Source organism: Saccharothrix coeruleofusca, assembly GCF_017876325.1.
In the GTDB taxonomy this organism is placed as follows: domain Bacteria; phylum Actinomycetota; class Actinomycetes; order Mycobacteriales; family Pseudonocardiaceae; genus Actinosynnema; species Actinosynnema coeruleofuscum.
Genome location: NZ_JAGINV010000001.1, coordinates 4179669 through 4205747 on the forward strand (window position 1 = coordinate 4179669; position 26079 = coordinate 4205747).

The 26079-nt window shown below is 73.8% G+C and carries 20 protein-coding genes, 1 pseudogene and 1 riboswitch; of the genes and pseudogenes, 10 read left to right on the forward strand and 11 right to left on the reverse strand.

Annotation, left to right across the window (positions count from 1 at the left end):
- The first annotated feature begins 400 nt into the window (after positions 1-400).
- The gene (locus tag JOF41_RS18505) at positions 401-2854 is read left to right on the forward strand and encodes a galactose oxidase family protein (RefSeq protein WP_209620745.1); all 2454 of its coding nucleotides are present in this window, start codon (positions 401-403) and stop codon (positions 2852-2854) included.
- 152 nt (positions 2855-3006) lie between these two features.
- Positions 3007-4296, forward strand: a complete 1290-nt coding sequence (locus JOF41_RS18510; protein WP_209620748.1) for a M20/M25/M40 family metallo-hydrolase — start codon at positions 3007-3009, stop codon at positions 4294-4296.
- A 72-nt stretch (positions 4297-4368) separates the two neighbouring features.
- Here JOF41_RS18510 and JOF41_RS18515 read toward each other — a convergent pair whose 3' ends face one another.
- Complete coding sequence (locus JOF41_RS18515; protein ID WP_189225014.1) at positions 4369-4641, reverse strand: GlsB/YeaQ/YmgE family stress response membrane protein; 273 nt, start codon at positions 4639-4641, stop codon at positions 4369-4371.
- Between the two features lie 283 nt (positions 4642-4924).
- Here JOF41_RS18515 and JOF41_RS18520 point away from each other — a divergent pair, with 283 nt between their 5' ends.
- Positions 4925-6397, forward strand: a complete 1473-nt coding sequence (locus JOF41_RS18520) for a glycoside hydrolase family 76 protein (RefSeq protein ID WP_209620751.1) — start codon at positions 4925-4927, stop codon at positions 6395-6397.
- Between the two features lie 144 nt (positions 6398-6541).
- Here the strand turns inward: JOF41_RS18520 and JOF41_RS38805 are convergent.
- The 3 genes and pseudogenes from JOF41_RS38805 to JOF41_RS18530 form a co-directional block, all read right to left on the reverse strand.
- Positions 6542-7378, reverse strand: a pseudogene (locus JOF41_RS38805) (NsdA family TPR-like regulatory protein); the annotation flags it as partial.
- Positions 7379-7394: 16 nt separating this feature from the next.
- A complete protein-coding gene (locus JOF41_RS18525; RefSeq protein WP_189225011.1) occupies positions 7395-7556 on the reverse strand; it encodes a hypothetical protein in 162 nt (53 codons plus the stop codon).
- A gap of 427 nt (positions 7557-7983) precedes the next feature.
- Positions 7984-8337 (reverse strand): winged helix-turn-helix transcriptional regulator, encoded by a 354-nt coding sequence (locus JOF41_RS18530; protein WP_209620753.1) that lies wholly within the window; start codon positions 8335-8337, stop codon positions 7984-7986.
- Between the two features lie 79 nt (positions 8338-8416).
- Between JOF41_RS18530 and JOF41_RS18535 the strand changes: the two genes are divergently transcribed.
- The 4 genes from JOF41_RS18535 to JOF41_RS18550 all read left to right on the forward strand — a co-directional run bounded on the left by JOF41_RS18535 (position 8417) and on the right by JOF41_RS18550 (position 11872).
- Positions 8417-9028, forward strand: coding sequence for an NADPH-dependent F420 reductase (locus tag JOF41_RS18535; protein WP_209620756.1), 612 nt, complete (start codon positions 8417-8419; stop codon positions 9026-9028).
- 58 nt (positions 9029-9086) lie between these two features.
- Positions 9087-10028: a prolyl aminopeptidase gene (gene pip / locus JOF41_RS18540; protein WP_209620759.1), complete on the forward strand. Its 942-nt coding sequence runs from the start codon at positions 9087-9089 to the stop codon at positions 10026-10028.
- 291 nt (positions 10029-10319) lie between these two features.
- Entirely contained in the window at positions 10320-10904 is a 585-nt protein-coding gene (locus JOF41_RS18545; protein ID WP_229795958.1) for a TetR/AcrR family transcriptional regulator, read from the forward strand.
- Positions 10905-10987: 83 nt separating this feature from the next.
- Positions 10988-11872 (forward strand): NmrA/HSCARG family protein, encoded by an 885-nt coding sequence (locus JOF41_RS18550; RefSeq protein ID WP_209620761.1) that lies wholly within the window; start codon positions 10988-10990, stop codon positions 11870-11872.
- A 1-nt stretch (position 11873) separates the two neighbouring features.
- Here JOF41_RS18550 and JOF41_RS18555 read toward each other — a convergent pair whose 3' ends face one another.
- Together JOF41_RS18555 and JOF41_RS18560 are read right to left on the reverse strand one after the other, a co-directional pair.
- Entirely contained in the window at positions 11874-12701 is an 828-nt protein-coding gene (locus tag JOF41_RS18555; protein ID WP_189225006.1) for an arylamine N-acetyltransferase family protein, read from the reverse strand.
- 4 nt (positions 12702-12705) lie between these two features.
- Positions 12706-15546, reverse strand: coding sequence for an AfsR/SARP family transcriptional regulator (locus tag JOF41_RS18560; RefSeq protein ID WP_209620764.1), 2841 nt, complete (start codon positions 15544-15546; stop codon positions 12706-12708).
- Between the two features lie 152 nt (positions 15547-15698).
- On the opposite strand from JOF41_RS18560, the gene JOF41_RS18565 reads away from it, so the two are divergent.
- On the forward strand, positions 15699-15875 hold the full coding sequence (locus JOF41_RS18565; RefSeq protein WP_209620768.1) for a hypothetical protein: 177 nt from the start codon (positions 15699-15701) through the stop codon (positions 15873-15875).
- Between the two features lie 452 nt (positions 15876-16327).
- Positions 16328-16921: a TIGR04141 family sporadically distributed protein gene (locus tag JOF41_RS18570; RefSeq protein WP_209620770.1), complete on the forward strand. Its 594-nt coding sequence runs from the start codon at positions 16328-16330 to the stop codon at positions 16919-16921.
- Here JOF41_RS18570 and glyA read toward each other — a convergent pair.
- From glyA to JOF41_RS18595, 5 genes are all read right to left on the reverse strand, one after another.
- Entirely contained in the window at positions 16897-18159 is a 1263-nt protein-coding gene (glyA, locus tag JOF41_RS18575) for a serine hydroxymethyltransferase (RefSeq protein ID WP_189225002.1), read from the reverse strand. The genes JOF41_RS18570 and glyA overlap by 25 nt on opposite strands.
- A 28-nt stretch (positions 18160-18187) precedes the next feature.
- Positions 18188-18273: riboswitch (ZMP/ZTP riboswitch) on the reverse strand.
- Positions 18274-18362: 89 nt separating this feature from the next.
- Positions 18363-18560 carry a hypothetical protein gene (locus JOF41_RS18580; RefSeq protein ID WP_189225001.1) on the reverse strand — a complete coding sequence of 66 codons (198 nt, stop codon included), beginning with the start codon at positions 18558-18560 and terminating at the stop codon, positions 18363-18365.
- A gap of 13 nt (positions 18561-18573) precedes the next feature.
- A complete protein-coding gene (locus tag JOF41_RS18585) occupies positions 18574-20004 on the reverse strand; it encodes a flavin monoamine oxidase family protein (RefSeq protein ID WP_189225000.1) in 1431 nt (476 codons plus the stop codon).
- A gap of 99 nt (positions 20005-20103) precedes the next feature.
- Entirely contained in the window at positions 20104-21279 is a 1176-nt protein-coding gene (locus JOF41_RS18590) for an acyl-CoA dehydrogenase family protein (RefSeq protein ID WP_209620773.1), read from the reverse strand.
- Between the two features lie 355 nt (positions 21280-21634).
- Positions 21635-24874 carry an AfsR/SARP family transcriptional regulator gene (locus JOF41_RS18595; protein WP_189224998.1) on the reverse strand — a complete coding sequence of 1080 codons (3240 nt, stop codon included), beginning with the start codon at positions 24872-24874 and terminating at the stop codon, positions 21635-21637.
- A 139-nt stretch (positions 24875-25013) separates the two neighbouring features.
- On the opposite strand from JOF41_RS18595, the gene JOF41_RS18600 reads away from it, so the two are divergent.
- Positions 25014-25934, forward strand: a complete 921-nt coding sequence (locus tag JOF41_RS18600) for an NAD(P)-dependent oxidoreductase (protein WP_268248803.1) — start codon at positions 25014-25016, stop codon at positions 25932-25934.
- Positions 25935-26079 lie beyond the last annotated feature (145 nt).

The following is a 26079-nucleotide window of genomic DNA, read 5'->3' on the forward strand; positions in this document are numbered from 1 at the left end:
AAGGCGATCCCGGAGGCGTTGAGCGCGGACTTCCAGCGGGTCTTCCAGCGTTTGCCGAAGCGGGTGGCGACGGCGCGGAACTGCTCGAGCCGGTTGAAGCAGCGTTCCACCACGTTGCGCTGTCCGCGGGCCTGCCCGCCGAAGGCCGGTGGCCGGCCCCCGGCACTGCCCTTGCGCGTGCGGCACCAATGAGGAATCCGGAAAAACCGGGCCAAAAGACCCTTCTGGTCCTATTGCGACGGACCGCTGGAACTCGCGGAATACCTGTCCCTCAATGAGGTCGTCAACCCCATCGAGCGACTTCCGGTCGCTCATGACCGGACCTACCATCCGGAGACGAACGCGGGCAGGCCGTCGACCGATCGTCCCGCCGTATCCCGATGGGGAAGGTAAGCAATTCATGGACGAACCCACCACTCGCGTGCCCGCGCGCTCCCGCCGTCCAAGGTGGACGCTCATCGCCGTGGCCGCCGCCACGGCCGCGGCGCTGACCACCGGGCCGCAGTCGGCCGCCGAGCCGTTCGTCACCACCCCGTTCCCCGACCAGGACCGCCTGCCCGCTCCCGCGCTGGACCGGACCGGCTGGCGGGCCACGGCCAGCAGCGAGGACGGCGCGGGCCGGGCGGACGGCGTGCTGGACCCCGCGGGCGGGCGACACTGGACCAGCGGGGCCGACCAGCGCGGCGAGCGCTGGATCGCCATCGCCCTGCCGACGCCCCGGACCGTGTCGGCGCTGGTCTACCACCCGCTGCGGGGCGCGCAGGCGCAGCTGTTCCTGGACTACCGGATCGACGTGCGGACACCCGAGCGGGACTGGTTCCCGGTCAGCTCGGGCAGGCTCGGGCACACCGAGGAGGCCAAGACCATCGCCTTCCCCGCCACCACGGCCTCGGCGGTCCGGCTGGTCGCCACCGACACCGCCGCGCCCAGGCAGGTCTCCGCGGCCCGCCTGGACCTGCTCGGCGACCCCGGTCACCGCCCCGGCTCGGTGCCGCTGCCCCGGACCGGGTGGACCGCCACCGGGCGCAACGGGGCCCAGTCCGCCGCCGCGGTGCTCGACGACGACCCGAGGACCTTCTGGTCGGGCAGGCGCACCGCGTCCGGCGCGCCCTCGATCACCCTCGACCTCGGCCGCCCCCAGCGGGTCGACGGACTGGTCTACGCGCCGCCGCGCGACCGGTCCAAGCGCGTGCTGGGCTACGCGGTCTCCACCAGCTCCGACGGCGCGCAGTTCACCGAGGTGGCCCGCGGCACGTGGAGCGACGACGACTACCCCAAGACCGCCGTGTTCGACCGGGTGACGCAGGCCCGCCACGTGCGGCTGACCGCCCAGCAGGGCCCCGAGGAGGTGGAGGCCGCCGAGATCACCCTCGACGGTCCCGCCACCCCCGCCACCCACGGCGCGTGGAGCACCCGCACCATCGGCTTGCCGCTGGTGCCCGCCGCCGCCGCGGTGCTGCCCGACGGCACGCTGCTGACCTGGTCCTCCGGCAAGCGCACGGCCATCAGCACGGACTCGCCGACGCACACCGCGCGGCTGCGCCCGGACAGCGGGGTGGTCGAACCGGAGAAGCAGGCCGAGGTCAGCCACGAGATGTTCTGCCCGGGCACCGCCGCGCTGGCCGACGGCAGGCTGCTGGTCACCGGGGGCGACTCGATCACCAGCACCAGCAGCTACGACCCCGCCACCGGCCGCTGGAGCCGGGAAGCCGGGATGGCCGCGCCGCGCGGATACCCCGGCATGACCCTGCTGTCCACCGGCGAGGCGTTCGTGCTGGGCGGCTCCTGGAACTCCCACGGCGCGGGCCGGGACGGCGACCACCCCGGCGAGGTCTTCTCCCCCGCCACGGGCCGCTGGCGCACCCTGCCCGGCGTCCTCGGCTCGACCATCCACACCGCCGACGAGGGCGGGCCCTACCGCGCGGACAACCACGGCTGGTTCCACGCCGTGCGCGGCGGGCGCGTGTTCCACGCGGGCCCCGGCAACACCATGCACTGGATCGACACGGCGGGCAGCGGCACCGCCACCAGCGCCGGCACCCGCGGCACGCAGGACGCCATGCACGGCAACGCCGCCTCCTACGACGTCGGGAAGATCTTCACCGCGGGCGGCGCCCCGCACTACCGCCCGCTCGAGAACGAGATCGCCGACCCCCGCTACCTGGCGAGCAACCGGGCCCGGCTGATCGACCTGACCGGCGCGGGAGGGCCGCGGGTGACCGACGGCGGCGCCATGCGCTTCCGCCGCGCCTACGCCACCAGCGTCGTGCTGCCCGACGGCAAGGTGCTGGTCATCGGCGGGCAGCGGGTGCCGCTGGAGTTCACCGACACCGACGCGGTGCTGACCCCGGAGCTGTGGAACCCGGCCGACAACAGCTTCACCCCGCAGGCCACCATGGCCGTGCCGCGCAACTACCACAGCGTCGCCACCCTGCTGCCCGACGGCCGCGTCTTCAGCGGTGGCGGCGGGCTGTGCGGGCAGCTGCCGTGCGAGACCAACCACCCCGACGGGCAGGTGTTCAGCCCGCCCTACCTGTTCGACCGCGACGGCCGCGAGGCGCCGCGTCCCACCATCCACACCGCGCCCGCCACCGCCACCGCCGGCGGGCAGCTGACCGTGGAGGCCGACGACGGCGTGTCGTTCGTCCTGGTGCGCTACGGGCCGGTGACGCACACGGTGAACAACGACCAGCGGCGCATCCCCCTGCGCACGGTGTCGACGTCCCCGGCGACCAGGACGCGCTACACCGTGGAGATCCCGCCCGCGGGCGACGTGCTGCCGGGCAACCACATGCTGTTCGCGTTGAAGAACGGCGTCCCCAGCGTGGCGAAGATCGTCAACGTGGGCCTCTGATCCCGGGCCAGGCCAATTTTTGTCAACACTGAAACTATCGAGTCAATGGAGTAACCGAATCGGCCGAACACCTCACGACGAACGCCGCTAGCGCGCCGAGCAGGGGCGGACCACTCTCGAACGGTGGCCATCCCAACCCTGCGGAGGTAGCCATGTCCCCGAAGAGGACCCCCTTGGCGGTGGCGATCCTGCTCGCCACCGCCGTGCTCACCCCCACCGCGGCCCGCGCCGAGCCGGTCGCGCAGGCCGCCCCGGACATCCCGCTGGCCAACGTCCAGGCGCACCTGGAGCAGTTCCAGGCCATCGCCACCGCCAACGGCGGCAACCGGGCCCACGGCAGGCCCGGCTACCGGGCCTCGCTGGACTTCGTCAAGGCCAGGCTGGACGCGGCGGGCTACCGGACCACCGTGCAGCAGTTCACCGCCAGCGGCGCCACCGGCTACAACCTCATCGCCGACTGGCCCGGCGGCAACCCCGACGACGTGCTGATGCTGGGCGGGCACCTGGACAGCGTCAGCGCGGGCCCCGGCGTCAACGACAACGGCAGCGGGTCCGCGGGCATCCTGGAGGTCGCGCTGGCCGTGGCGCGGGAGGGCTTCCAGCCGCAGCGGCACCTGCGGTTCGGCTGGTGGGGCGCGGAGGAATTGAACCTGGTCGGGTCGACCTACTACGTCGAGAACCTGCCCGCCGCCGAGCGGTCCAGGATCAAGGCGTACCTGAACTTCGACATGATCGGCTCGCCCAACCCCGGCTACTTCGTCTACAGCGCCAGCGGGCAGCCCGCCGGGTCGCTGGCGCTGCAGGAGACCCTGCAGGCCGCGCTCGCCGTGCCCACCGAGCTGACCTCGGTGGGCGGCCGGTCCGACCACGCCGCGTTCGCCCGCGCGGGCATCCCGGTCGGCGGGCTGTTCACCGGCGCCGAGGTCACCAAGACCAGCGCGCAGGCGCAGAAGTGGGGCGGCACGGCGGGGGTCGCGTTCGACCGCTGCTACCACCGGTCCTGCGACACGACCGCCAACATCGACGCCACGGCGCTGGACCGCAACAGCGACGCGATCGCCCAGGCCCTGTGGACGCTGGCCGGGGCGGGCGCGACGCCGGGCCCGCGCTTCGAGAACACCACCGACGTGCCGATCCCCGACCTGTCCACCGCGGAGAGCGCGATCACGGTCTCCGCGGTGCCGGGCAACGCCCCGGCGGCGCTGGGCCTGGGGGTGGACATCACCCACACCTTCCGCGGCGACCTGGTGATCGACCTGCTCGCCCCGGACGGCAGCTCGTACCGGGTCAAGGGTTCCAGCGCCGACGGCGGGGACGACCTGGTCACCACCTACACCGTGAACGCCTCGACCGAGGTCGCCAACGGCACGTGGCGGTTGCGGGTGCAGGACGTGGCGCGGCAGGACGTGGGCCGGATCAACGGCTGGTCGCTGCAGTTCTGACGGTGCGGCCGTTCTGGCGGTGCGGCGGCGGCGGGCGCGGGTGGGGGCGGCCCACCCGCGCCCGCCCGCGAGTCAGCGCAGGCTGCGCCGCCCGTAGACGTTCGCGGCGATGCCGACGCCCACGACCGCCACGACGACCTGGAGGATCAGCTCGATCCAGTCGATGCCGCCGGTGTCGCGCACCCCCAGCGCCGAGGCGATCAACGTGCCGATGAAGGCGGCGACGATGCCGACCACGATGGTCAGCCAGATCGGGATGGCCTGTCTGCCCGGCCGGAACAGGCGACCGAGCGCGCCGATGATCAGTCCCACGACGAGGGCGCCGATGATGCTGGTGACGGTCATGTCCTCTCCTCTGCTCGAACTGCGGCGTGGCATACCCGGTTCCCGCCGGGTTCACTCCTGCCGGTCATCAGTGGTCGAGACTGTCGGTGAGCTGTCGCCCATCGTGATCGCCTGCCCGGTCCGCGTCCATCCCCGGAACGGCCCACGTCCCGGTTTCCGCTGCCCCAAGGGGAACACCGCATCCGGCGCGTTGACCGGTCCTCACGCGCGGCACTAGCGTCGGCAACTGTGTGAGAGCGCTCTCACATCTCCGATGGGCGCATCCATCCGGGAGGTCTCGACGATGAAGTCGTCCCTGGTCCTCGTCAGCGCGGTCGCCACCCTGCTCGCCACCGCGCCCCCTGCGACAGCACAATCCCCCACGGGCACCACGCCGTCCGCCAGCACCACGCCGTCCGCCGCCGCGACGGTGTGCAACCGCTACTGCGACGCGCGCGACCCGGCGCTGGCCCCGGCCGACCGGGACGGCGGCTCGGCCACCCTGTTCGGTCGCCGCATCTCGTTGCGCTTCAACGACACCGACGCCATGGGCTGGGCCACCATCGGCAGCGGCCTCCCCGGTGACGAGGTCTGGCTCGACCGCTCCTTCGACGGCGGCCGGAGCTGGGCCTCCGGTGCCCGGCTGGGCAACACCGCCATCCCCTCGGGCGCCGCGGGATGGCGCACCATGATGTACAACGTCGACGACTGGGCCAACCGGGGCGTGGGAGCGCTGCGCGCCTGCGGCAGGGCCGGGAACCGCCCGGACATCGCCTGCACCGCGTGGGCGCGCACCACCTGGAACGCCTACGACCGGCGCACCGCCGCAGCGACCGCGCTGATGCAGTTCTACGACAACGGCACCGGCCTGTTCACCACCAGCGGCTGGTGGAACTCGGCGAACGCGCTCACCGCGATCGTCGACAACATCCGCGTCTCGGGCATGGCCAGTTACCGGTACGCCATCGCCAACACCTACGACCGCAACGTCAACGCCGCGATGGGCCACTTCCGCAACGACTACCTCGACGACACCGGGTGGTGGGGGCTGGCCTGGGTGGCCGCCTACGACCTGACCCGCGACAGCAGGTACCTGTCCACCGCCCGCCACGCCGCCGACCACATGCACGCCCACTGGGACGGCGTGTGCGGCGGCGGGGTCTGGTGGCGCACCGCCCACGACTACAAGAACGCCATCACCAACGCCCTCTACATCCAGCTCAACGCCGCGCTGCACAACAGGATCAGCGGCGACACCGCTTACCTCCAGCGGGCGCGGGCGGGCTGGTCCTGGTACAGCGGCACGGGGATGATCAACAGCGCCAACCTGGTCAACGACGGCATCTCCCTGGACACCTGCCGCAACAACGGTTCCCAGGTGTGGAGCTACAACCAGGGCGTCGTCCTGGCCGCGCTGGTGGAGCTGAACCGGGCCACCGGTGACGCGGCGCTGCTGACCAGGGCCCGCCAGCTCGCCGCCGCGTCGACCACGGCGCAGGCGCTGCACGCCAACGGCGTGCTGCGGGAGCCCTGCGAGCCTGCCAACTGCGAGCCGGACGGCCCGTCGTTCAAGGGGATCTACGCGCGCTCGCTCGGCGTGCTCAACCGGGTGTTGGCCGACCGGCCCTACACCGCCTACCTGACCCGGCAGGCCAACACCGCGCATGCGGCGAACCGCACCGCGCTGGACACCTACGGGCTGCGCTGGGCCGGTCCGTTCGACCGGGCGGACGCGGCGCGGCAGCACAGTGCGCTGGACCTGATGAACGCGGCCTGAGCCGGGTTCCGCCCCGACAGCGGCATCACCCCGGTCACCGCCGGTCGAGCAGGTCCCGGAGATGGGCCGCGCCGTCGCGGAGGTCGCCCGGTGTGCCGGGGCGGTCCGCCCGTGCGAGGGTGGCGCGCAGGATCGACTCGGTCGCCCCGAGCCGACTTCCAGGACGTAGGGCGCCAGGCGGGGCACGACTTCCTCCGCCTGGCGCCAGTCCGCGCAGTCGACCAGGCTCTCGAAGAGGTAGCCGGTCCGGCTGTAGAAGGCGCGGACCCGGTGCTTCGGGGTCGCCGCCAGCGCGTCGTGGAAGATCTCCGCCGCCTTGCCGTGGTTGCCCGCTTCCGCGTTGATCCTCGCTTCGAACCACGCGAACTGCCTGTCGTCCACCCAGTACGCCCACGTCGGATCACCATCGCGGGTGCCGTCGAGATACCGGGACCTCGCCCTGCCGAACGCGCGGGCCGCCTCCTGCCGCCGCCCCTGCTGCGCCAGCGCGTGGGCGCCGCGCGCCAGGAAGAGGGCTTCCAGGCGCGGGGACAGCCCACCCGAGCCGAGCACCGAGTCCACGATGTGCAGCGCCTCGTCGGGCCGGTTCACGTACTCGGCCTGCATCGACATGTTCTGCAGCGTCAGCAGCTCCACGCCGCGGTCCCCCGCCCAGCGCAGGTAGTGCAGCGCTTCCAGGTTGATCCGCCGGGCCGCGTCCTGCCGATCGGCGTCGTAGAGCAGCCATCCCACGATCTCGGCCAGTTCCCCCACCGCCGAGTGGAGGTCGCGCCTCAGGCGTGGCGGACACGGACTGGCGCCGACCCGCCGGTGCGCGGCTCGGAACAAGCGCACCGCCTGAACGGACGCCTCGTTCCCGCCGAACTGGACGTCGATGTCCAGCAGTCGCCTCATCTGCTGTCGAAGGGAAGCGATGTAGTCGTCATCGACGGGCTCGCGGGGGCTCGGACCACGACCGTCGCCCACGCCCATGTCCAGCATCGGCGGGATCTGCCGTTCACACCACGGTGCCGAACGGCAGATCCCGGCGTGTGCGGGTCAGGGCTTCCCAGCGCACCCGCAGTTCGTGTTCAGCTCGTCGGGCTTCCAGATCGCGGTACGCCGTGAGGAGTTTTCCCAGTTCGCGGTGTTCGACGATCGCGTCCGTGCGACGTGCCATGAGGGCCCCTTGGTGGTCCAGCCGGGTGTCCGCGCCTCGGCTCAGGGTAGCCGGCCTCCCCAAACGGGTGACTTGCCTCGACGTGGAACTTTCGTGGAGCGGATTTCCCACGTGGGACGCACGGATTTGGGTGGTGGCCGCGCGACGACAGAACCAGAGCACGTTCCGCACCGCCCGGAGAACACCATGACCGCCTCGCCCCGCCACCGCAGGCAGCACACCGCCCCGCTCGTGCCCTACGTGACGGCGTGGTCGGCCGAGGAGGGCGACAGCCCCGGCGTGATCGCACTGCCCGGCAACCGGGGCATCGGCTACCGCGAGGAGACACCCCTGGACCCCGACCAGTCCCGTCATCACCACCTTCGGAGACCCGTTGCTGCCCTGGGTCCTCGCCGCCCACCTGGTCCGCGAAGTGCGCGCCGTCGCCTCACCCGTCGGTTGACCCCGCCGTGGACGGCTCCCGGTCCAGCGCCGCCATCACGGCGTCGCCGTGATCGTGGCCCCACTCCCCCAGCGCGCCGATCGGCCCCAGCAGGCTCGCGCCCAGGCCGGTCAGCGCGTAGTCGACCCGGCCCGGCCGGGATCGCCGCGCCACCAGGCCGTGCTCCTCCAAGCGGCGCAACGTCTCGGTGAGCACCTTCTGCCGGATGCCGCCGATGTGCCTGCGCAGGTCGGCGTGGCGGCGGGGGCCGTCGCGCAACGCCCACAGCACGACCGGGTTCCACGTGTTGGCCAGCAGGTCGAAGGCCAGCCGCGCCCGGCAGTCGGCCAGGTACTCCACTGTCCACCTCCGCGCGGGCACCGAACGGTGCCCATCGGGCTCCCTAGCGTCGTGCCCAGCCAACCACGAGGAGGAACGGGTGCGGATCGGTGTGCTGGGCGCGGGCTCGATGGCGGGGGCGCTGGGCGGCAAGTGGGTCGCCGCCGGGCACGAGGTGCTGGTGGGCGCGCGTGTCGCGGAGCGGGCCGCGGTGTGCGCGGACCGGATCGGCGCGCGGGCCGGATCGCTGGGCGACGCGTTGTCGTTCGGCGAGGCGGTGCTGCTGGCGGTGCCCGCAGGCGTGGCGGCGGACTGCCTCGGCGACGCGGCGGGGAAGATCGTGGTGGACTGCACGAACTCGGTGGTGCAGGGCCGTTTCGTGCTCGACGAGCCCGCGCAGGCGCTGCGCCTCGCGGGCACCGACGCGCGGGTGGTGAAGGCGTTCAACCTCTGCCACGTCGACGTGTGGCGCAGGCCGTCGCCGGTGGTGTTCGGGGACAGGCCGCTGGCGGTGCCGCTGTGCGGGGACGACCCCGAGGCGGTGGCGCTGGTCGGGCGGCTGGTGCGCGACGCCGGTGGCGTGCCGGTCGACGGCGGGCCGCTGGAGCGCGCGGCGCTGCTGGAGGCGACAGCGGCGTTCGCGATCGGCATGTGGGTCAAGGGGGTGGACGTCCGGGCGGCGTTCACCCCGCTGGAGGCCGCGTCGGGATAAGCCGTTGCGCCCCCGGTTAATGTAACAGCACTGTTGCATCCAGTCCGAGGGGGACGCCGTGCTGTACCCGGAGATCGAGCCGTACGACCACGGGATGCTCGACGTGGGCGACGGGCATCACGTGTACTGGGAGGTGTGCGGCAACCCCGACGGCAAGCCCGCCGTGGTGCTGCACGGCGGGCCCGGCGCGGGGTGCACGCCCAACTCCCGTCGCTACTTCGACCCCGCCGCCTACCGGGTGGTGCTGCTGGACCAGCGCGGCTGCGGGCGCAGCACCCCGCACGCGGGCGCGCCGGTGGTCGACCTGTCGGCCAACACCACCGATCACCTGATCGGCGATCTGGAACTGCTGCGCGAGCGGCTGGGCGTCGACCGGTGGCTGCTGTTCGGGGCGTCGTGGGGCGCGGTCCTCGGTCTGGTCTACGCCGAGCGGTTCCCGCACCGGGTGTCGGAGATCGTGCTGGCGGGGGTGGCCACCGGCAGGCAGGTGGAGGTCGACCTGCTCACCCGAGGTCTGGGGCACGTGTTCCCGCAGGCGTGGGCGCGGTTCCGCGACGGCGTGCCCGCGCACCGGCGCGACGGCGACCTGGCCGCGGCCTACCTGGAACTGCTGCTCGACCCCGATCCGGCGGTGCACCGCAAGGCCGCCGACGACTGGTGCACCTGGGAGGACGCCATGCTGCCCCAGACCCCCAACGGCCTGATGAGCGACTACTCGCCCGAGTACCGCCTGGCTTTCGCCCGGTTGGTGACCCACTACTGGGCGCACGGCTCGTGGCTGACCGACGGCGCGGTGCTGGCCCAGGCGCACAAGCTCGCGGGCATTCCCGGCGTGGTGGTGCAGGGCGAGCTGGACCTGGGCAACCTGGTCGGCACACCCTGGCTGCTGGAGCGGGTGTGGCCGGAGGGCGAGCTGGTGCTGATCCGCGAGATCGCGCACGGCGGTGGTCCCGGCATGACCGAGGCCAGGGTGGCCGCGACGGACCGGTTCCGGCCGTGACGACCTTTGATCGATCGGTGTCGAACGAATGGCGTTCCAGCACGACTCGGGCGGGGACGACTCGGCGAAGGCGAGTGAGGACGTCGCCGAGCTGAGGGTCCACTTCGGACAGAGAATCCGAGCGGGGACGGGGAGTCCCGGTGACCGAGAGCACCTCGGGTGGGACTCCCGCGACACCGGGGCTCCACTGCCGTCCTGGCGCGCCAGGGATGCTCGTCGCCGGTCACGAGCGCGAGCCGACCGGCGTCGCGGGTGCGACACCGCCTGAAGCCGGAGCGACTAGGATTCAGGGTGACGCCCCACTTCCCGGAGGTGCCCGTGGCTCCCGGCCGCCCGAAGCGCGCGGACGCCCAGCGCAACTACGACCGCATCCTGGCGGCGGCCAGGACCACGGTCGCCGAGCACGGGGCCGATGCGTCGCTGGAGGAGATCGCGCGGCGCGCTGAAGTCGGCTCCGCCACGCTGCACCGGCACTTCGCCTCCCGCTGGGACCTGCTGGAGGCGCTGTTCCACGACGAGGTGGAGCGGCTGTGCGCGCGGGTCGACGAGTTCGCCGACCTGGCCGACCCGGCCGACGCGCTGACCGGGTGGCTGCGCGCGGTGGGCACTTTCATCGCCTCCACCAAGGGGCTGGCCGCCGCGCTGACCCGCGGCGGCACGGAGGAGTTCCCGCAGTCCTCCCTCTGCACGCGGATGATCCACGAGGCGGGCGAGCCGCTGCTGGCGCGCGCGAAGGCCGCCGGGGCCGTGGACCGCGAGGTGTCCATGACCGAGTTGATCGCCCTGGTCACCGCCATCGGCCAGGGGACGGAGAACAGCGCGGCCTCGGCCGAGCGGCTGCTCCACCTGGCGCTCAACGGCGTTCGACCGAGGTAGGTTGTTAAACGGGGTGCCCCTCCGCTACGGTGGCGACAAGAAACGGGGGGCTACCCCGTTTAAGTTCCGCGCGAGGAGATCCCATGTCCCAGACCGATCCGGTCCTCGTCACCGGCGCCACCGGCACGCAGGGCGGAGCCGTCGCGCGCGCCCTGCTCGCCCAGGGCTCGGCGGTGCGCGCGCTGGTGCGCGATCCGGCCGCCGCGCGGGCCAAGGCGCTGGAAGCGCTGGGCGCCGACCTGGTGGCGGGTGACCTGGACGACTCCGCGTCCCTGGTGGCCGCCGCGACCGGCGCGCGGGCGGTGTTCTCGGTGCAGACCCACGGCGTCGACGACCCGGACCGCGAGGTCAGGCACGGTCGCAACCTCGTGGAAGCGGCGAAGGCGGCGGGCGTGCCGCAGTTCGTCCACACCTCGGTCTACGGCGCGGGGGCGCACCGCGCCACCCCCGGCTGGGGTGAGGGCAAGTGGGACGAGCACTACTGGGAGAGCAAGGCCCACACCCAGGACCTGGTGCGGGAAGCCGGGTTCCGGCACTGGACGCTGCTCAAGCCCGCCGCGTTCATGGAGAGCCTGACGGGGTGGACTCCCCTGTTCGGCCAGTGGTGGGAAGGCGGCTTCGTCACCGCCATGCGGGAGGACACGCTGATCCCGCTGGTGGCGGTGAACGACATCGGCACCGCCGCCGCGGGGGCCTTCGCCGAACCCGAGCGGTTCCACGGCGTCGAGCTGGACCTGGCCGGGGACCTGCTGACCGTCGGCGGGATCGCGGCGACCCTGTCGCGGGCGCTGGGCCGCGAGATCCCGGTGCTGCCCCCGGACGGCCTCGACCCCGCGATCGTGACCTTGCACGAGTGGATGAACGTGGTGGACACCCCGGTGCGGCCGGAGCACGCGCACGCGCTCGGGCTGCCCACCACCGACTTCGCCACCTGGGCCGCGCGGGACCTGCGCATGCCGCAGGCGTGATTCACCCGGCGGCGTGGAACTGGCGCAGCAGGGCCGATTCCTCCTCGTCCAGCTCGACGTCCAGCCCCCGCAGCACCTCGTCCAGCTCGTCCACGCCGACCGGGCGCTGCTCCACGCGCCCGTCGGCGTGCTCGACCAGCAGCTGCCGCCCGATGAGCTTGCGGCTCACGCCCTCCGCCAGCCGCATGACCACCAGCCGTCCGGTGAACGGCGAGCGCGGGTGGGTCGAGGTGTAGTGGTGGAACACCTCGTAGTCGATCGGCCTCGCCGCGCGCGTGTCCGTGCTGTGCAGCCGCTCCCAGCCGCCGTCCACGCGCTTCTGCAGCGTCCACAGGTCGTCCTCGCGGACGACGCGGTGCAGCCACCCCGCCTGGTCCACCTCCGCGCCGTGCACCAGCGGCATCGGGTGCATGATCTCCGCGCCGAAACCGACGTCCACCAGGTGCTGCGCGCCTTCGGCCTCGACGACCAGCAGCATGTGCGTGTTCGGGCCGGGGTGGTCCGGCTGCACCCGCGCGTAGCTGCGCCGCACCCGGTAGCCCAACCGCTCCAGCACCGCGGCGAACAGCGTCGCGTGCTCGTAGCAGTAGCCGCCGCGCTTGCGGCCGACCAGCTTGTCGAACACCACCGGCAGCGCGATGCCCCGGTGGCGGCCCAGCACGACGTCCACGTTCTCGAACGGGATGGCGCGCACATGCGCGGCGTGCAGCGACTTCAACGCCGCGGTGGACGGCTGCTCCGGCCGCGCGTGGCCGATGCGGTCGAGGTAGCGGTCCACGTCGATGACGTCGATGTCCCACTCGGTCTTCTGCTCAACGGCGATCCCCATGCGCCTACTGTGGAACATCGACCTCACTGGAGGTCAAGCGCAGTCCCAGTTCCGCCCGCAGGGCCAGCGCGCGCTCGGCGTGCCGAGCGCCTTCCCCGGCGCGCCCCAGCTCGCGCAGCGCCGCCGCCATGCCTTCGTGCGCCAGCACCTCCTCCAGCCGGTAGCCGGTGCGCTGGGCGTGGTCGAGGGCCTTGCCGTAGTGCTCCAGCGCCGCTTCGGGGCCGTCCAGGCGGTGCACGGCCGACGCCAGGCCGTTGAGCACCTGCACCTCGATGGTGCGGATCGAGCCCCCGCTGGCCATCTCGGCCGCCCGGTGGTGCATCCGCATGGCGAGTTCCGCGCGTCCCTGACGCCGGTGCAGGTCGCCCAGACCGCTCAGCACCACCGCGCCGAGACCCGGATCGCCCAGCTCCTCCGCGATGCCCCCCGCCTGGCCCAGCAGGGCCAGCGCTTCCTCGTGCCGCCCGCGCTCGGCTTGCGCTCCTCCCAGGTTGGCCAGCGCGATGCCCTCGCTGTGCCGGTAGCCGCCGCGCCTGGCGGCGGCCAGCGCCCGCTCGTAGTGGGGCAGTGCCGCGTCGGCGCCCTCCCGCTGGTGCCAGTGGATGCCCAGCGCCGTCGCGGCCATGTTCTCCAGCGCGAGGTCGCCGGTGGCCGCGGCGATCTCCAGAGCGCGCTCGTAGTGGCCCAGGACCTCGGCGAACCTGCCGATCCTGCTCAGCGCCGTCCCCAGGTGGCACAGGACGTACCCGTCCTGGCCGCCGGTCGCGGCGAACGCCGCGAGGTGCAGGGCGAGCGCGTCGTGGTAGTGGGCGATGGAGTCCAGGTAGCGGGCCAGCGCCCTGGACAGGTGCACCGCGTGGCGCGGCGCCGAGCGGCCGACCAGCGCCAGCAGGTTCGCGCGCTCGGCGATCAGCCACTCCTTGCTCTCCCGGTAGGTGGGGAAGACCACCTCGGGGCCAGCCCGCACGGGCACGGGCGGGCGGCGGTGCGGCTCCCCCGGCGCGAACCGGTCCGCCGCCAACGAGGCGACGTGGCAGAAGTGGTCGGCCAGCCGCTCCAGCGCGGCCGGGCCGTCCTCGCCCGCCAGCTCACCCGCGTGCAACCGGACCAGGTCGTGCATCCGGTAGCGGCCGGGGGCGTGCTGGTGCACCAGGTGCGCCTCCTCCAGCTCGCGCAGCGCCTGCCGCGCGGCGGGCAGCGGCACGTCCGCCAGCGCGGCGGCCCCGGCGGTGCCCACGTCGGGGCCGGGGACCAGGCCCAGCAGCCCGAACAGCCGCGCCGCGCCCTGCCCGAGCACCCGCACCGAGGCGGAGAACACCGCGCGCAACGTGGTCGGCAGCTCGCCGGTGTCCAGCGCGTCGAGCCTGGCCGACGCGTCGGCCAGCTCCTCGGCCAGCGCGGCCAGCGGGAGGTCCGGCCGCGTCCTGACGCGGGCCGCGAGGACGCCCAGCGCCAGCGGCATCCCGGCGCAGTGCCGCAGCAGCTCGGCGGCGGCCGAGGGCTCGGCGGCCACCCTGGCGGCCCCGAGGTGCCCGGCCAGCACCTCCGCGGCCTGCTCGTCGGACAGCAGACCCACCTCCACCGGGGTGGCGTCGTGGCCCGCGACCAGCGCGGTGAGCAGGCGGCGGCTGGTGACCAGCACCGCGCTGGTGGTGCCGCCGGGCAGCAGCGGCACCACCTGCGCGGTGTCGCGGGCGTTGTCCAGCACCACCAGCAGCCGCCGGTCGGCGGTCAGCCCCCGGTACAGGCCCACCTGCGCGGACGGCTCGGCGGGCACGTCCGGCGCGGGCACGCCCAGCGCGTCGAGGAAGCCGCGCACCACCGCGTCCGGGGCCAGCGGCTCGGCCACCGGGTCGAAGCCGCGCAGGTCCACGTGCAGCTGTCCGTCGGGGAACCGGTCGCGGCGCCGGTGCGCCCAGCGCAGCGCCAGCCACGTCTTGCCCATGCCCCCGCCACCGGTCAGCACGGCGATCCCGGTGCGCCCGCCCGCGCCGAGCAGCCCGTCCAGCGCGGCCAGCTCGTGCTCCCGGCCGGTGAACGAGCCCGGTGGCGCGGGCAGCTGGCGCGGCACCCGCCCGCCGCCCGCGTCCCGCTCGGGGTGCGGGGCGTCGCCGGGGTCGTTCGCGGTGAGGATGCGCTGGTGCAGCTCACGCAGTCGAGGGCCGGGCTCCGCGCCGAGCTGCTCGACCAGCGCCCGCCGGATGCGCTGGTAGTGCGCCAGCGCGTCGGCGGGGCGGCCCGCCCGGTGCAGCGCCAGCATCAGCTGCCCGGCCACCTGCTCGTCCAGCGGGTGCGCGGCGGCGCGGGCGGGCAGCTCGGCCAGCAGGGCGGCGTGCCTGCCCAGCCGCAGCGCCAGGTCGACGCGCTGGTTGTCGGCGGCGGCCCGCTCCAGCTCCAGCGCCTGCCGCGCCGCTTGCGCCCAGAGCGTGTCCAGCCCGCCCAGCGCCTCACCGCCCCACAGCGCCAGCGCGTCCTCCACCAGCGCCAGCGCGCGGCCGTCGTCGCGCTGCTGCCTGGCCTGCGCCACCAGGGAGCGGAAGCGGTGCAGGTCGACCGAGCCGGGTGGGACGTCGAGCACGTAGCCGCCGTCCCGCCGGGTGATCGTCGCCCCGGTGCCCGCCAGCACCCCGCGCAGCCGGGACACGTAGGTGCGCAGCACCGACCGCGCCCGCAGCGGCGGCCGCTCGCCCCACACCCGCTCCAGCAGCCGATCGGCGGACACCGCCCGGTTCGCGTCCACCAGCAGCGCCGCCAGCACGCAGCGCTGCCGCGCGTGCCCCAGCTCCAGCCGCCTGTCGCCCACGCGCGCCTCGACCCCGTCCAGGACGCGGAACCCGACCCCCATGACGCTCTCCCCCACTCGTTCCTCCCGGCGCTGAGCAGCGGGTTCAACGTTTGCAGGGCCGCCGCTCAACACCCCGCTCCCACCCTCGGTGACGTGGCGGCCCGGAACCAGGGGGGTCGGGCCGCCGCGCAGCCGACGCCGAAGGGGGCCTGATGCACCACTGGGACGCTTGGACCATCATCCGGCAGCGCAGGGCGGAAGCCGAGCGCGCCGCCGACGACCACCGCCTGCTGCGGCGCTCCCGCGAGGCCGCCGACGCCGAGCGGGACCGGCCCGACGGGACGGCGGGGCATTCCCCGCCCCGGTCGGCGCACCACCGGGAACGGTGAATCCCGATATTTGCTCATTCCGGTTCCTCCGCGCGGACCGGCACCGCTGCCGTGACGGGCGGTCGCCGGTCCGGCCGCCCGTGACCGCAGATCGCGTAGTACGCGAGAGGTGTTTCGTCGACCATTCCACACGAATACGACTTTCGACTACTCGGCACCGCCAAAACACCCCCCTATGGAGTGATCTGACCAGGCCATTACGGTGAACGACCTGGTGGATCCGCAGGCAGATACGACTACGAAGGAGTTCAGGACCACCTATCAGTGGGGACGGAAGGATTACACCGCTCACCGCGCTCGAACTACCGCTCACCGAAATGAGACGCGGTGGACGAGACGGCCGCCGCGCCGTCGGGCATGCTCCGGGAGAACTCGACCCGTGCCGAAAAGAAAACGTGATCTCCCCCCACCAGCAGGCACAGCAACGTGAATAATTATCGGAGGAACCTCCGTTGAGTGCAGAGCTGCCCACACCCCCGCGGCCGGTGCGCGCCGACGCGCGGTCGGGTGACTCCGCCCCGCGAGGGCGGCGGGTGTCCGGCCGCCCCCTCCCAGCCGTCCCGCCGCAGCACCGCCCGCCCGAGGGGCGCCCGCTCGACGCCGAGCACCCGCTGCTGCCCGAGCTGGAGCACAGACTGGCCGTCGCCCTGGGCGGCGACGACCGGTTCGGGCCGCTGGCCACGTGCTGGCCGAGCCCGGCGGCCGCCCACGCCGCGGTGACGAAGTCCTTCTACACCAACAACGTGGGCGGCCTCGGCCCGCTGCGCCCCGCCCCCGGCCCGGACATCGCCTGCATCACCGGGCGCTTCGCGCGGATCGTCCCCGCCATGCGGGTCAGCGAACTGCGCGACAGCCGCCTGATGCCCTGCGCCGACGAGCACGGCCAGCAGCTGCTGACCGGGCCGATCCCCCTGGACCGCTGGATCGTGTTCGAGACCGAGGTCGACGGCCGCGCCTACCGCCTGCACCAGGGCCAGTGGTACGAGGTCGAGCGGTGCCGCCGCGCGGCGGGCGCGGTCCGCTACGCCCAGCCCGGCATCGGGTAGGCCGCCACCAGCTCGCCGACCTCGGCCGCGATCCGGTCCAGCGCCGCCTCGTCGTCCTCGCCCGCCGCCCGCACCGCCCGGTCGATCCACTCCGCGACCAGCGGCATCTGCGCCACGCCCAGCCCGCGGGTGGTGATCGCGGCGGTGCCCAGGCGCACGCCGGACGGGTCGAACGGCTTGCGCCCGTCGAACGGCACGGTGTTGTAGTTCAGCTCGATGCCCGCCCGGTCCAGCGCCTTCGCCGCGGGCTTGCCCGCGATGCCGCGGCCGGTCAGGTCCACCAGGATCAGGTGGTTGTCCGTGCCGCCGGAGACCAGGTCGAAGCCGCGCTCGACCAGCGCCTCGGCCAGCGCGCGGGCGTTGGCCACCACGGCGTGGGCGTAGTCGCGGAACGCGGGGGTGGCGGCCTCGCCCAGCGCGACCGCGATGGCCGCGGTGGTGTGGTTGTGCGGCCCGCCCTGCAGTCCGGGGAACACCGCCCTGTCCACGGCCTTGGCGTGCTCGGCGTCGGTGAGGATCATCGCGCCGCGCGGACCGCGCAGGGTCTTGTGCGTGGTGGTGGTGACGACCTGGGCGTGGCCGACCGGCGAGGGGTGTGCGCCGCCCGCCACCAGACCGGCGATGTGCGCGATGTCGGCCACCAGCACCGCGCCGACCTCGCGGGCGATCTCGGCGAAGGCGGGGAAGTCGATGGTGCGCGGCACGGCGGTGCCGCCGCAGAAGACCACCTTGGGCCGCTCGCGCCGGGCGAGGTCGCGCACCTGGTCCAGGTCGACCCGGCCGGTGTCCCGGCGCACGCCGTACCCCACGCCGCGGAACCACTTGCCGGTGGCCGAGACGCCCCAGCCGTGGGTCAGGTGGCCGCCCATCGGCAGCGCCATCCCCAGCACGGTGTCGCCGGGGTCGAGGAAGGCGAGGTAGACCGCGAGGTTGGCGGGGGAGCCGGAGTAGGGCTGGACGTTGGCGTGCGCGACGCCGAACAGCGCCTTGGCCCGCTGCACCGCCAGCGTCTCGATCGGGTCCACCAGCTGCTGGCCCTCGTAGTACCGGCGGCCGGGGTAGCCCTCGGAGTACTTGTTGGTCAGCACCGAGCCGGTGGCCTCCAGCACGGCGGTGGAGGCGTAGTTCTCCGAGGCGATCAGCCTCAGCTTGCCGAACTGGCGGCCCGCTTCGGCCTGGACCAGCGCGGCGACCTCGGGGTCGGTGGCGGTCAGCGACGGGATGGCGGGATCGTGCACGACAACCTCCGGGCGCGCGGCAGCGCCGCCGTCGCACCCAGGCGCGCGGTGCGATCCGGCCTCCGCTCCCCGGTGGTCGCTCCCACCTTCGGCACGCCAGTCGCGAGTGCGGCCATGCTACCCGCCCCGCGCGCCCCGGCCCCACGACGCGAGTGGCGCTGCCCGGTCGTCACCGGGCAGCGCCACCGGTCACCGCGCGGGCCTCACCCGCGCTCCTCCGCGAGCAGGGCGTCCACCGCCGCGATCCACTCCTCGCCCGCCAGCACGGCGCCGTACCGGCAGAGCCTGCTCAGGACCGTGTCCCCAGTGACGATGTCCCCAGTGCGCTCGTGCTCATCGGTGAGCTCGGCGGGGCCGGTGCGCTCCGCGGCGGTCGTCGGAGTGGTCGTCGGGGCGGTCATCGCTCCACTTCCCTCAGACGCCGAGGATGGACTGCGTCTGGAGCGCGGCCTGCACGCCGGACTCCATCGCCCCGTCCACGTAGCCGCTCCAGCCGCTGGCGATGTCGCTGCCCGCGAAGGCGATGCGGCCCTGCGGCTTCTGGATGGCCGACAGCAGCTCGGTGAGCTGCCGGGGCCTGCGGAAGGACCAGCCGCCCAGCGCGTAGGGGTCCGAGCCCCAGTTCGCGCCCTTGAGGGCCAGCACCTGGGCGTCGGGCACGAGCGCCCGGATCGCGTTCTGCACCGCCGTGGTGTTGCTGACGTCCAGGTTCGGGTCGACGCTGAAGCCGATCATCAGGTAGCCCTGGGAGGTCTGCTTGTAGGGCACCATGACGTTGACCGAGTAGGACTCCGGCGCGTTGACGTAGGTGTTGCCCAGGCTGGAGCGCAGGTGCACCCAGAACTTGCGGGCCGTGCCGACGCCGATGGTCTCCTGCGAGGCCCGCAGCCGCAGCGAGGACAGGGCGGGCGTGAAGGAGATGGTGCGCCACACGTTGACCGGCACCGCCATCACGCACGCCCGCGCGGTGTAGGTCGTCCCGGACTTCGTGCGCACCGACACCTGCGAGCCGGAGTCGTTCACCGCGGTGACCGGGCTGTTCAGCTTCACGTCCGGCGCGTCGCGCGAGAGCATCTTGTTGAGCAGGCCCGCCATGCCGGTGCTGGGCCGGTAGGTGTTGATGCCGTGGTAGGTCGCGGCGTCGTAGTTGCACAGCGCCCACCAGTGCAGGAAGTCGGTCATCGCGCCGCGGGTGGACAGCCCGCTGATCGGGCCGACGCCCGCGTCCAGCCAGCGCTTCTCCCGCGTGGTCAGCGACAGCGCGTTGATCCGGTCGCGCACGGTGAGCTGGTCGGCCTGGGCCAGCGCGGTCGGGTTGGACAGCGGGCTGTAGGGCTGCGGGAACAGCGCCCGCGCCTGCTCGCTGAACCGGGCCAGCAGCTCGCCCTGACCGCCGAAGGCCTCCTCCACCGAGAAGTACCCCATGCCCGTGTCGGTCGGGAACAGCGCCCGCCCCGGCGCGGAGTCGGCGACGATGGAGATGCCCTGGTTCTGGGTCTCGGCCCACACGTTGGTCTGCAGCGGGTCGATCCAGGTGGCGCCCATCTCGACCTGCTCGCCCTCGAAGGTCGAGGTCCAGGCGCGGCCGCCGACCCGGTCGCGGGCCTCCAGCAGCAGCACGGCCAGCCCCTTGCGGCGCAGCTGGCGCGCGGCGGTGACGCCCGCGAACCCGCCGCCGACCACGATCACGTCGTAGTCGGCCTGCGCGGTGGGCCCGCCCTGCGCGGCGGCGGCCAGCGCGGGCGGGAGGGCCGCGCCCGCCGCGGTCGCCAGGGCGCCCGCCGCCATCCCCTTGAGGAGCCGGCGCCGGGAGACCCCGGCGCCCGTCCCTGATCTGTCGAACATCGGCTGCGGTTTCCGTTTCTCGTGCGGTGGTTCAGTGCGTGGTTCAGTGCGGTGTTTCAGGTGGTTCAGGTGGTTCGGCGCGGTCGGTCGACCGCGGGGTCACAGGAAGGGCGTTTCCGGGTCCAGGCCGACCAGCACGCGCCCGTGCACCTCCAGGCTCATGTCCGGCGACATCAGGCCGTGCGTGGACAGCGCCAGCAGGTCCCGGTAGTAGCGCTGGAACGGCAGGTACTTGCTCAGCGCCGAAGCGCCCGCGATGGTCTGCAGGTCCTGCACCGCCTCCTTGACCAGCTGGATGGCGGTGCCCGCCTGGCCGCGCACGGTGGCCCGCTCCTCGATCGTGGGCTGCTCGCCCGCGTCCGCGCGCCGCTGCAGCAGCTCGACGAAGGAGGCCGACAGCGTCTCGGCGGCGGTGATCTTGTTGGCGGCCAGCGCGACCCGGTGCTGGGTCAGCGGGTGCTGCCGCTGGTCGGTCCAGGAGGTGTAGGCCAGGCCGCGACCGGGCAGGCGCTCCAGGAACACCTCCAGCGCCGCCTTGGCCATGCCGATGTAGGTGGCCACGGACTCGGCCACCACGTAGGTGATCAGGCTGTACTCGCGGCCCTTGGCGGTCGGCGTGCGGCCGGGGGCGCCGTCGGTCAGCGCCACCTCGCCGCTGATCACCCGGTGGGCGGGGACGAACAGGTCCTCGGCGGAGGTGGTGGAGCTGCCGGTGCCGGAGGCGCCGGTGACGTGCCAGTCGTCGGCGATGGTCAGATCCGACATCGGCACCAGCGCGAAGACCTCCTCCTCGCTGCCGTCGGGGTGCTCGACCAGCGCGGCCAGCAGGTCCCAGTGCGCGCCCCGGCAGCCGGTGTTGAAGCGCCACTTGCCGGTCAGCCGGTAGCCGCCCTCGACCGGGACCGCCTTGCCGGTGGGGGTGAACGCGCCCGAGACGCGCACCGAGCCGCCCGCGAAGACCTCCTCCTGGGTCTTGTCGGGGTAGAGGGTGACCATCCAGGCGGTGGACACCCACGCCACGGCCGACCAGCTGGTCGAGCCGCAGCCCCTGGCGATCTCGGTCAGCACCGCGACCTGGTCGGGCAGCGGGAGGTCCAGGCCGCCGAACCGGCGCGGCACGGCCAGGCTGAACACGCCCGCCTTCTCCAGCAGGTCGATGTTCTGCTCGGGGATCCAGCGCCGCTCGTCGGCCTCCAGGCCGTTCTCGCGCAGCTGGGGGACGCTGTCGCGGACGGCCTCCAGGACGGCTCGGGCGCTCTCGTCGTGCTCACCCATCGGATCTCCTCCGTAGTTCTTCGCGGGTGTCGCGGCCGCAGCGGCGCGACCGTCGGCGAACGGGTCGGGTTTGCGGTGAGCCGGTTCGTGGAACCACTCGGGCGGTGCTGCCGAATCCGCGCGGCAGGTTCCGGGACCGACGCCGTAGGTATATCCCAATTCACCCGATCGGGGGTAACTTCGGACTCATCGCCGGCGCGATGACCAGCCGATTACCGCTCGATGACCAGCGCGTTCCCGGATCGTGTGGAATACCCGCTATGGGCACGCGCGAGCAGAGAAGAAGCGGGCAGGAAGAATTAGACGGTTCCTCGTGAAATCATTTCACCGGGTTCGGTGGTGGTTTTCCGGCCGTTCAGTCGCGCGGGATCAGCGACCGGGCCTCCGCCAGGCTCAGCTCCCGGCCGCGCTCCAGCGCGGCCTCGAACGCGGCCTGGCCCAGCGCCGCGCGGCAGCGCGCGGAGACGCGGTCGATGTCACCCCGCTCGGCGGCGGGCAGGGGCGCCCCCGCGGCGGCCCTGGCGGCCGTGGCCGCGCCCAGCAGCAGCGCGGCGCGCTCGTGGTCGCCCGCCAGCGACACCGCGCCCGCCACCCCCTCCACGGCCAGCGCCACGGCCCTGGGGTCGCCCACCGCCCACGCCCGCGCGCAGCCCTCCCGGTGCAGCTCCAGCGCCCGCGCGGCATCGCCCCGCTGTTCGGCGACGAACCCCAGCTCCGCCAGCACCAGCGCCAGGCCCAGCGCGCCGTCCACCTGCCTGCACCAGGCCAGCCAGCGGCGCAGGTGCGCCTCGGCCTCGTCCAGCCTGCCCAGCCTGCGCGCGCCCAGCGCCAGACCGACCTCGGCGAAGTGCTCGCCGAAGGTGTTGCTCTGCTCCGCGGCCAGGCGCATCGCGCGCTCGTGCAGCTCCTTGGCCGCGTCGTGCTCCTCGTTGAGCAGGGCGATGCGGCCAAGGCCCGCCAGCTTGGTCGAGACCTCGGTCCACAGCTGCAGCCCCTCGGCGATGCGCAGCCCGTCGCGGTGCAGGCGGGCGGCCCGGTCGTACTGGCCGCGCACCTCGGCCAGCAGCGCCAGCGCGTCGTTGGCCAGCAGCTGCCCCCACCGGTCGCCCAGCTCGCCGAACAGCCGCGCGCTCTCCTCCCCGCACCGCCTGCTGGCCTCCAGCTCGCCGCGCAGCACCGCCTGCTTGGCCAGCGCCGCCAGCGCCGCCGCGCAGCCCCACCGGTCCTCCAGCGCGTGGAACTCGCCCAGCGCCTGGTCGATCCGCTTCTCGGCCTCGTCGTGCTCGCCGAAGCCGATCCGGGCGAAGCCGAGGAACCAGCGGACCGTCGCGCGGTCGCGCGGGTCCTCGATCTCCTCCACGAGCCGGTCGTAGTGCTCCAGCGAGTGCGTCGAGTCGCCCGCGCGCAGCGCGAAGGCCGCCTGCCAGGCCAGCGCGGTCGCCCGCTCGGCCGCGGGCACCGGACCCGCCACGCCCAGGGCGGTGGCGAAGGCCCGCCTGGCCTCGCCGAGCCTGCCCCGCAGGAACCAGTACCAGGCCAGCCCGTTGACCTGGCGCACCGCGTGCTCGGCCATGCCGAGGCGCACCGCGCCGTCCAGCGCGGCGCGCAAGTCGGCCGCCTCGGCGTCGACCCGCTCCAGCCACTCCCGCTGCCGGGGCCCCCTCAGGTGCGGCAGCAGCCGCTGGGCCAGCTCGGTGGCGTACCGCACGTGCCGCCGGTCCACCTCGTCCCGCTCGCCCGCGGCGCGCAACCGGTCCGCCGCGTAGGCGGCCACCGACTCCAGCAGCCAGAAGCGCCTGCCGCCCGGCCCGTCCGCGGCGTTGACCAGCGACCGGTCCACCAGCCTGGCGACCAGGTCGACGACCTCGTCGGGAGCGACCCCGCCGCCCGCGCAGACCCGCTCGGCCGCCTCCAGCGTGGCCCCGCCGCTGAACACCGACAGGCGGCGCAGCACCGCCCGCTCGTCCTCGGCCAGCAGCTCCCAGCTCCAGTCGATCGCCGCGCGCAGCGTCTGCTGCCGGGCGGGGGCGTCCCGGCCGCCCGCGCGCAGCAGGGCGAAGCGGTCCTCCAGCCGGTGGGCGACCTCGTGCACGCCCAGCGAGCGGACCCGCGTGGCGGCCAGCTCCAGCGCGAAGGGCAGCCCGTCCAACCGGCGGCAGATCGACTCCACCGCCTCGGCGTTGGTCCGGTCCAGCCGGAAGCCCGGCACGCCCGCGGCGACCCTGGCCAGGAACAGCCGCACCGCGCCCGCGCGGGCGACCTGCGCCGGGTCGCCCGCCGCGGCCGGGTCGGGCAGGGCCAGCGGCGGCACCGTCCACAACCGCTCCCCCGCGATGCCCAGCGGCACCTGGCTGGTGGCCAGCAGCCGCAGGCCCGGCGCGGCCCTGAGCAGGTCCACCGCCAGCACGGCGACCTCGTCCACCACGTGCTCGCAGTTGTCCAGCACCAGCAGCATCTGCTTGGCGCGCAGGGCGTCGGCCAGCCGGACCGGCAGCGGCACCACCCCGCCCTCGTTGACCGTCTCGTCGCGGATGCCCAGCGCCTCGGCGACCTGGTTGGCCACCGGGCTGTACCCGCCGTCGCGGTCGGCCGGGGCGGCCGGGTCCACGGCGGCCAGCTCCACCAGCCAGACGCCGTCGGGGTGCTCCCCGGCCACCCGCTCGGCCACCTCCAGCGCCAGCCGGGTCTTGCCGACCCCGCCCATGCCGGTGAGCGTGAGCAGCCTGCCCGCCTCCAGCAGCGCGCGCACCTGGACCACCGCCCGGTCCCGGCCGATCAGCTCGTTGACCCTGGCGGGCAGGTTGGTGCGCACGCGGGTGGCGGTGGTGATCGGCCCCAGCGCGGGCGCGGCGCGCTCCTCGTCCTCCAGGATGGCCTGGCGCAGCGCCACCAGCTCCGGGCTCGGCGAGAGCCCCAGCTCGTCGGCCAGCCGGGCGCGCAGCTCGTCGAAGGCGGTCAGCGCCTCGCCGCGCCTGCCCGCCGCGTGCAGCGCCCTCATCTGCGCCGCGCGCAGCCGCTCGCGCAGCGGGTGCCGGGCCAGCAGGTCGGTCAGCTCGCCGACGAGCACGCTGTGCTCGCCCAGCTCCAGCATCGCCTCCGCGCGCTCCTCCACGGCGGTCAGCCGCTGCTCGTGCAGCCGGGCGGCGGTGGGGCGGGCGAACTCCTCGTCGGCGAAGTCGGCCAGCACCTCGCCGCGCCACAGCGCCAGCGCCTGGTCCAGTAGAGCCGCGCGGGCGCGCGGGTCGGCGGCGTCCCGCGCGGCGGCGGTCAGCTCGGTGAAGACGGCGGCGTCCAGCTGCGCGGCGGACAGGTCGACCAGGTAACCGGGCGGGTGCGAGACCACCAGCTCGCCGCCGCCCGGCTCGGCCGCCTCCAGCGCGCGGCGCAGCTGCCAGACGCGGGTGTGCAGCGCCCCCACCGGGTTGCCCGGCGGTGACTGCGGCCACAGCAGGTCGGCGAGCCGGTCGGCGGAGACCGGGCGGCCCTCGTGCACCAGCAGCGCGGCCAGCAGCGCCCGGACCTTGCGCCCCGGCAGCTGGACCGGGCGGTCGTCCGTGGTCCAGACCGCCAGTGCTCCCAGGATGCCGAAGCGCATGGCTTCCACACTATCGACCGCTCCCGATCCGCCCCCGAGATGAGGACCACGTTCGGAGAAGGATCTAGAGAACGTTGAGAGAGCACCTGGAGAGCGGCGGGCCACTCTGGGGTTCGCGCGGAACCCCCGCGCGCAAACCATCAGGTGGAAACACGAAGCGAAGAGGATTGCCATGGGTTCGGAGAACCGAGCGCCAGTGACCGTCGTCGGCCTCGGGTCGATGGGGTCCGCGCTGGCCAACGCCTTCCTGGAGAAGGGTCACCCGACGACGGTGTGGAACCGCTCCCCGGAGAAGGCCGAGGCGCTGGTCGCCAAGGGTGCCGTCTCGGCCGCCACGGTGGCCGAGGCCATCGCCGCCAGCAAGCTGGTGGTGGTGTGCGTGCTGGACTACCGCGCCATGCGGGAGATCGTGGACTCGCTGGGCGACGCGCCCGCGGGCCGGGTGATCGTCAACCTCACCTCCGGCACCCCGGAGGAGGCCAGGCAGACCGCGGCGTGGGCCGCCGAGCGCGGGGTGGGCTACCTCGACGGGGCGATCATGGCGACCCCGCCGATGATCGGCTCCGAGCACGCCCTGATCTTCTACGGCGGCCCGAAGGCGGTCTACGACGAGCACGCCTCGGCGCTGGCCTCCATCGCCGGTGCGGGCACCTACCTGGGCGAGGACGCGGGCCTGCCCTCGCTCTACGACGTGGCGCTGCTGGGCATGATGTGGACCACCTGGTCCGGCTTCATGCACTCGCTGGCGCTGGTCGGCTCGGAGAAGGTCAAGGCGGAGTCCTTCCTGCCCTTCGCCCAGCTGTGGTTCGAGCACGTGGTCGCCCCGGAGATCCCGAAGATCGCCGAGCAGGTCGACCGGGGCACCTACCCCGACGGCGGGTCGGCGCTGGGCATGCAGGCGGTGGCCGTGGAGCACCTGGTGGACGCCACGAGGGCGCAGAACGTCGACGTGGCGCTGCCGGAGTTCCTGCTCGACCGCGCCGAGCGGGCCATCAAGCAGGGCCACGCGGGCGACGGCTTCGCGGCGATCTACGAGGTGCTGCGCAAGCCGCAGAGCTGACGCGGGGCCACGGTGGGCGGGCGCGGGAACCCTCCCGCGCCCGCCCACCATCGTGGGCGCGACCGCCGCAGGTCTGTGGTAATCGCCAGCCCCGGTGGCGGTAATGCTGGTGACGGACCGATGTGGCCCACCCGAGGGATCGGGC